This window comes from Actinomycetota bacterium (assembly GCA_028698215.1).
Lineage (GTDB): Bacteria > Actinomycetota > Humimicrobiia > Humimicrobiales > Humimicrobiaceae > Halolacustris.
The window spans coordinates 1-7,273 of the sequence record JAQVDY010000046.1 but is presented as its reverse complement, the minus strand read 5'-3'; the positions used below and the strand labels follow the sequence as shown (position 1 = coordinate 7,273).

9 protein-coding genes are annotated in these 7,273 nt (G+C 39.0%); 5 read left to right on the top strand and 4 right to left on the bottom strand.

Annotated features, from left to right (window positions below):
• The 4 genes from PHN32_08810 to PHN32_08795 form a co-directional block, all read right to left on the bottom strand.
• The coding region (locus PHN32_08810; protein MDD3777690.1) for a hypothetical protein at positions 1–281 on the bottom strand (281 nt) is incomplete at its 3' end.
• Between the two features lie 50 nt (positions 282–331).
• On the bottom strand, positions 332–853 hold the full coding sequence (locus PHN32_08805; protein ID MDD3777689.1) for a hypothetical protein: 522 nt from the start codon (positions 851–853) through the stop codon (positions 332–334).
• Positions 854–865: 12 nt separating this feature from the next.
• The gene (locus PHN32_08800; protein MDD3777688.1) at positions 866–1,882 is read right to left on the bottom strand and encodes a metallophosphoesterase; all 1,017 of its coding nucleotides are present in this window, start codon (positions 1,880–1,882) and stop codon (positions 866–868) included.
• A gap of 57 nt (positions 1,883–1,939) precedes the next feature.
• Positions 1,940–3,463 carry a hypothetical protein gene (locus PHN32_08795; protein ID MDD3777687.1) on the bottom strand — a complete coding sequence of 508 codons (1,524 nt, stop codon included), beginning with the start codon at positions 3,461–3,463 and terminating at the stop codon, positions 1,940–1,942.
• Positions 3,464–3,589: 126 nt separating this feature from the next.
• Between PHN32_08795 and PHN32_08790 the strand changes: the two genes are divergently transcribed.
• The 5 genes from PHN32_08790 to PHN32_08770 all read left to right on the top strand — a co-directional run.
• Positions 3,590–4,471 carry an NAD(P)H-binding protein gene (locus tag PHN32_08790; protein MDD3777686.1) on the top strand — a complete coding sequence of 294 codons (882 nt, stop codon included), beginning with the start codon at positions 3,590–3,592 and terminating at the stop codon, positions 4,469–4,471.
• Positions 4,472–4,481: 10 nt separating this feature from the next.
• Complete coding sequence (locus PHN32_08785; GenBank protein ID MDD3777685.1) at positions 4,482–5,525, top strand: hypothetical protein; 1,044 nt, start codon at positions 4,482–4,484, stop codon at positions 5,523–5,525.
• Positions 5,526–5,649: 124 nt separating this feature from the next.
• A complete protein-coding gene (locus tag PHN32_08780) occupies positions 5,650–5,898 on the top strand; it encodes a PqqD family protein (protein ID MDD3777684.1) in 249 nt (82 codons plus the stop codon).
• 23 nt (positions 5,899–5,921) lie between these two features.
• Positions 5,922–6,341, top strand: a complete 420-nt coding sequence (locus PHN32_08775) for a lasso peptide biosynthesis B2 protein (GenBank protein ID MDD3777683.1) — start codon at positions 5,922–5,924, stop codon at positions 6,339–6,341.
• A gap of 1 nt (position 6,342) precedes the next feature.
• The coding region (locus PHN32_08770) for a hypothetical protein (GenBank protein MDD3777682.1) at positions 6,343–7,273 on the top strand (931 nt) is incomplete at its 3' end.

Below are 7,273 nucleotides of genomic sequence, written 5' to 3'. Positions count from 1 at the left end.
GCCTTTATCTTATCTAAAATGCTTATGCCCTCTTCTTGACTGTCCTGTATGGGTTCTTCCGGCTCAGCCTCAGCAGGCTCCTCCAAAACTATAGCTTCTGCCGCTATAGTAGTTTGTTCCTCTTCGCTGGAAAACCTGGATTTTATATTAGAAAGAAAATCTGGATTATCTATAGCATAAAAAATGAAAAAACCAATAGCAAATAAAACCAGTATAATAAAGGTAAACCTTACCACTGAAGAAAAACAACCTCTTTGCCTGGGTCTCTTTTTTGCTGCCATATATAGATATTATCTATTGAGAGCCAATAAGACAAATAACTTATAAACTCTTACTGTAATCCAGCCAAAGACTTCAATGAATCCAAAGCATCTATGGCCGGCTGGTATTTAGGATAAATGTCCAAAGCCATCTCCAGCTCTCCTATGGCTTCTTCAAACCTCTTTTCATACTGAAGCTTCATGGCATTGCCATGGTGGATCCTGGCCTTGTCCACTATTTCCCTGGTCTCTTCATACCTGGCCTGCATCCTTTCCAAATATTCCTGGGCAGCCGGCACATCTGAAGCTTCTATAGCTAATACCACACTCCTGTATTTCTGGTTAGCCTCACTGTACAAACCATCCTGATACAGCCCTTCCGCCTCATCCATCAGCTCCTGTAAATGCTGGGGTATAGGGTCTGGCTCTTGAACTGCCTCCGCTTCCTTTACCTCCTCAGGTTTTTCCGGCAACTGCTCTGTTACCACAGGCTCCTCTACCACTACCTCCGGTACCTGCTGCGCTTTACAGCCAAAGCCAAAAATTAAAAACAATGAAAATATTAATACTAGAAACCAAAGAAAATTTTTCACCCAAGTTCCTTTCTACTTTTTGTATATATTTACTATACTGGCTTCAGGCTGGCAGAAAAACCTGAACTGGGAATACCTGCCCTCACTTAAGCCCCTGGATACATAAAGCACAAATCTTTTAAAATAAAATAACCCTGACGCATATTTCTGGTTAAGCTTACACCCGGTAAGCAGCGCTCCCACCAATGGAAGCCTGACCTGGCCCCCATGGGTATGCCCGCTAAAAATTATATCTGCCCCCTGCTCCGCCAAATCAACCAGGGTTTCACTATCAGGAGTATGCACCAAACATAACAGTAGTTTGGCCTTCTCCTCCAACAAGTGGAAATCCTTGTCACTCAACCTAAAATGTTCCCGATACTTTTCCTGGTAATAAGTACTTTTCTCGGGGCCAGAAAGGGGAGCATCTGATGGCTTCCCAAAAGCTGCCCCTATATTTTTCCTTAAAATAACAGGGTCGTCAATACCTGCCACTTGAATGCCCCTGATGTCTTCATAGGGATTGTCAATATCTACTACTTTATTCTGCAATACCTCCACCCCTATATTCCCCAGTTCAGCTATAAGCCTTTCAATATCATTCTGCCTCTTATAGGTCCTCTTTCTTTTAAACATGTTCCTTATAAACTCCGAGGCTTTTTTGTCATAATAATCATGAACCCCCAGCACGGCAAACTTACCGTACCTGGCCTTCAATGGCTTTAGCATCTCCACCAGGTAGGGAATGTTTTTATCCTGCTCTACCAGGTCCCCCGTTATAAATATAAGGTCAACTTCCTGGTCAGCCAACCCCTGTACGAATTTAAACAATTTTTTGCCTTTCCGGTTCTTCCTTAAGTGAAAATCAGAAAGGTGCAAGATGGTAAGATAGGGCAAGCCTTTCCGGTCCTTGCTTCTTTCTCCCAGCTGCCTTAAAAAAATATCTACCTGGCTCAGCTTAAAATTAGAAGGCTCAAACCTAAAAGCATAAACATAAAGGATGACTAACACTGCTATTATTAATGTGGGAACTAACCAATAAACTAACACTTAAAAAATCACTTGCTTCCTTTAAAATAAATACACATATTACCACAATTAAATGTTTTATCCCAACCTTTTTGAATTTGGCAAACTAGATAAAATCCAAAGGTAGGCCAGGGGGAATATATGCAGCAGGTAACGCTCCACCGAACCAGCAAAATCGGTAATAAAAGAAATGGATAAAAGCACCATAACTATGCCTATCAGCACAAATACAAAGGGTACCCAGTTAGCCCTGCTAAATACCCTTTTTATATTAACCCCAAACAGTACAATCAGCACCACCCATACCGGCCCGTAGCCGGAACCTAAAAATGCCCGGGTTGAATCATAACTGGAGAATAAAACTTCCCTGGCCATAACTTTTAGTCCATCTACTATATTCAGCATCCCCTGTCCCCCCATAGCCTGCTGCCACTCTACAGACCAGACAGGCAATCCTAACCCGTACTTTAGGAGTACATATGGAGCCAAGAGAATAATAATTAAGCCCCAAGAGTATAAGAAGTTTAAAACCGCATTTCTTTTATGCCTGGATTTAACCAAATCCGCAAACATAAACCACAAGCTAATCAATAGGAATACCCCTAAAAACACCAATCCTTCACTGCGGATATTGGCCAGCAAAGCAAAAAATACCGCTGACAGGATGATGTAGCTGGCAATCCTTCTTTTGGTCCGGTACAGATATAAAAAATAGACCGCCAGCACTAAAACAATGGAAAACAATAGATTGGTATATTCTATATAGCCATGGTCAGCTATGATGGGTATTACTGAAAATATAAATACCAGCAATATGGATAACAGCTGGTTAAGTTTTTTCCGGAAGAAATGATAAAGCACAAAAAGGCCGGAAAGATAAAATAAGGGAAAGATAATCTTTACCAGGTTTTCATCCACTTTTCCAATCCATATATATATCCAGCACTGCAGCAAAGAAACATACAAGGGGTAGCTGTTATGGGAAAAATCATATCCATGCCGGGTAAAAAAGGTAAAAATATCGCTATCTATAAAAAAAGCCTTGGCCTTTAAAGACCAGCAGGCTATGGCATCCCAGAACCTTATGGGAAATAGGAAAGTAAAAAATACAACCATTATAAAGCTGGCCAGCGTAAGCAAGCTCAATATGGCAAACAGCACTATCCCCAGGCTAAACCCGTCTGTCTTCAGTGACCACCTGGACCTCCTGGGCTCAAAGATAATCTTGCCCTTTTTAACTTTTAAATTATCATCCAGGGTTACTGCCCCTTTTATCATTCTTTTTAGCCTCAGCTTTTCCCGGTAATTAAACTTCTTGGAAAAATAGAAATAAAGGGAAAGGCAGGAAAAAAAGATGACAAACATAAGCAGGTATTCAAACCTGAGGCTTATTCCAAACAAGGACAGGGTTATCATGAATATAGTTACCAGGAAACTGCCCACATAAAAGCATAGAAAGGCAATGAAGAACTTACCGGATATATTCTTATACTCCAGATCCAGAATCTTTTTTCTTAACAGCAGAAAATATACCGGCACATAGCCAATCAGCACCAAAGAGGCAATTGAAACAAAATATTTTAAGTAAAGCAGAAATCCCATAGCTATAATTTAAATATTTCCCTATATCATATAATAAATCTCCTGTTTATATAACAAAAAAATTGACCTTTATTTTTATAGTATTAATATGATTTACAGAAAATAATTTTATCAGGAGTTTTAAATATGATTGTACTTATAGGAGCCACCAGTTTTATAGGGCCAACAGTTTTGGAAAACCTGCTTAAAAAAGGCTACCAGGTCAAATGCTTTATAAAAACTGGAGACGATATATCCAAGCTGCAAAAAACAGCCTCTTTGGCTAATAAGGAAATTATCATAACCAGGGGCAACTTAAATAGCGCCGATACCATTTTTTCCTGCACCAAAGGTACAGAAGCCATAGTATACCTTACCGATCTAAAACACAGTTACTATGTCCAGAATACCTTAAGCGCCGCCTCCAGGGCAGGGATAAAAAGAATAGTATTTTTAGGTTCTACCACAGTACTGGTACCGGTAGACAGCCAAATAAAAAAAGCCAAGATGGCCTCTGAGAAAGCTATCCAAGCCAGCAAGCTGGACTATACCATTTTAAGGGCATCCATGATCTACGGCTCAGAAGATGACACCAATTTTTCCCGGATGATAAAATATATAAAGGACAAGGGCTATTTTTACCTGTTCGGCCGGGGGCAAAACCTTATACAGCCGGTATACATAGAAGATGTAGCCCAGGCCATAGCAGAGGTGATACCTAATGAGAAAACTTACCGGAAAACCTATGAACTAGCTGGAAAAGAGCCTATAAGGTACTTAAAGATGCTGGATATAGTCAAGGAAAAAATGGGACTGGATTTCAAGATCAGGAAAGTGCCCCTGGGCCTGGCGCATTTTATGGTATCCATATATTCCAGGTTAAGCAAAAATCCCAGCTTAACCCCGGATCAAATAAAAAGGCTAAGTTATGATAAAACCTATTCCTACAGCCAGGCTCAGCAGGATTTTGGTTTCTCCCCTATATCTTTTGACCAAGGTATAGAAAAATTGATTAAGAAATTAAGCTAAAGCTTGTTTTATGAGGGCAGCTAAAAAAAATATATACATATCTATAGCAGTATCTATAATGGTAATACTTTTGCCCTTCATATTTCCAGTGTTTACCTCTACTGTAGCTGAATCAGCAACTGCTAAAATAAATTTAGAACCAGGCACCAAAGCCTCTGTAAACCAATTTATTACAGTCAAGCTTAAAGCAAATAACACAATAGGTGCCGATTTTCCCAAAGGCACTGCAGTGCTTTCCTGGGAAGAAGAAAACAGCCTGGCCGTACAAAAGTTTGATATCCATATCGATGATTTATCCCACAGCTATTATGTGCCCACTGGAGAAAACCCCTACTGGCAGCAATCTGAAAACATAAGCAGCATAAGCTTAAACCTTCCAGAGGTTAGGGGTATAGATTTTAAAATAGAAAAATTTGAACTGGATAGAAGGATACTGCCTCCCCTAGACAGCTATATTAACAGCTATTTTAAACAGCTATGGTCATTAGATTATATTAACCGGTTCCTGGTTCCCTCCTATATTATATTAGGACTGGCGGCATTATTAACTGCAATATATTATGCCGCCTTTAGGCCAAATCCCAGGTTTAACCTGGTAGTAGTAATATCCCTGGCCATGCTGGTATTATTTTCCCTGGGCTTTCTTACCACACAGATTTTTACGGCTAAAAGCTACTGGCTTTCCTATAGGCAAAACATCGAGCAAAGGGATTTGGCTTCTACCTACCAGGGATTTTATGACTTTGAAAAATTTATATCCTGGGTAGACCAGGCCCTTCCCCCTGAGCAGGACCTGGCAGTGCTAGTCAAGGGCCAGCCGGTATATATAATGTCTGAAATGGCTTACAACCTATATCCCCGGGATATCAAATTTATAGATATATCTGATAAAAACAATACCCAGGTAATAGAAGAAATAGATAATGCCAGCAAGCAAGACTATAATTACATAGTGGTATTATCAGCAGAAGATAGCCCCCAGTCCTCCAGGTTAAACCTAATAGGCAGCTACCGGGAAGAGGCAGGGCTTATCTACACCTATAATAAGGAATGAAGCAATAGCTGTATTTAACTTGGGAATAAGTTTAATTATATTGCTTCCCCCAGCATAGCTAGTATTATATAATACCTATAAATAGCATCCTATGATAAAAAAGATAGCCTTGGCAGGAGATTACATGAAAATAAATGAAAATATTATATCCAGGGAAATACAGGGTGAAACTGTACTTTTAAATAAGCAAAATGGAGATTACTTTTCCTTAAACAACGTGGGTACAGACATATTTAATTGTATTGGCCAAAACATGGAAGCAGAAGCCATAGTAAATTCCCTGTTTGAAAAATATGATATAGAATATGAGCAACTAAAAAGTGATGTATTATCCTTAATTTCAGAATTAAAGGAAAAAAACATCCTATTATAATCATTTAAAAGGCCTAAAATAATTTGCAGTATAAGAGCTTTAACCTTCCCGTTGATTTATATATCTTACTCATAGTTCCTTTTAAAATAATTTCAGCCAGGAGAAAAGTAAACAAAATCGGATTTAGCACCCTGCTTAATCAATGGGAAACCGGCAGTGGAACAAATAAGCCTGACCAGGCATTTATGCGAAAACTCTACAAATTTTATAAAGCGGCCAGTTTCTACCTGGTTAAGGTATTCAAGGATCCTAATCCTTGTATGATTAGAAGCATGGTACTATACCAGATGTGCCTTAAGCATAATATCCAGGCCAGGCTGGTTACGGGGGTGGCCAAGGAAGATAGCCGGCTCAAAGGACACAGCTGGCTGGAAATAGATGGTTTGCCCTTTAATGAAGATAGGGATTATTTAAGTAAGTTCTCAGTCATGATTGAGGTTTAATATGTATAACTGGAATGGAATAAGAATCAATGTGCAAGGTAATGCCTTAGAGTTTAAAGCACATATAAAGCAATATTTTTATGCTGACTATAACGGGAATCAAAAAGATTGCCATATCAATGTATATGTAAATAAAACTGGCAGCGGCATTTTTACTTATCCTTCCGGCCAGCCGCAACAGGTAAGATCATATACATTGCTCGTAGACAGGGAAGTGAAGGTAGATATCTATGAATACAGCCAGAAAATTTATTATCATTACCACAAAATTGCCTCAGTACTTATTGATTATAACCATAATGCCCTCCATATTAATTTAAGCTCCCAAGTTTTTAATTTTCCCTATTACAATGTATTACTGTTTTTCCTAAACCCCCTGGGCCTGCTATTGGATAATTTTGGATTTAAGCGAGCCCATTCTGCTTGTGCTTATATTAAGGACAGCTCCATACTATTTACCGGGATCAGTGGCGGCGGTAAATCCACTTCGGCCTTTTCCATGGTGGTTAATGGAGGGAATATAATCTCAGATGACATAACTTATTTTAAGCAGGAAAACAAAAATTTTTATCCCCATACAGTAAGCAGTTTAGCCAAGTTAAGAAAAGAGTCTGTATATAATTTTTTCCCCCAGCTGCTCCACTACAGCTATATGAAAAATAGCGAAGATGAACTTTATTTTTATATTAATGACTTAAATGCAAATTTAAAAAAGAATCCAAAAATAAGAGCCATAGTAATCTTAAATAAGACCATGCAGCCTGTTTCAAGCCTCAGGCCAATAGCCCCTTCTAAAGTTGTTCCCCATATTTTCCCTTCTTCCATCAGGCCTAACAGTAGAAATACTGAAAACAACTTTCTTTTCCTTACCGAGCTCTTAGACCAGGTTCCCTGTTATGAGGCAGATTTTGGTACCGATATGGCTAACTTTT

Bases quoted from the DNA above. Each gene is read 5' to 3' on its own strand.
- PHN32_08795 (MDD3777687.1), bottom strand. From the start codon at position 3,463: ATGGGATTTCTGCTTTACTTAAAATATTTTGTTTCAATTGCCTCTTTG.
- PHN32_08790 (MDD3777686.1), top strand. From the start codon at position 3,590: ATGATTGTACTTATAGGAGCCACCAGTTTTATAGGGCCAACAGTTTTG.
- PHN32_08785 (MDD3777685.1), top strand. From the start codon at position 4,482: ATGAGGGCAGCTAAAAAAAATATATACATATCTATAGCAGTATCTATA.
- PHN32_08780 (MDD3777684.1), top strand. From the start codon at position 5,650: ATGAAAATAAATGAAAATATTATATCCAGGGAAATACAGGGTGAAACT.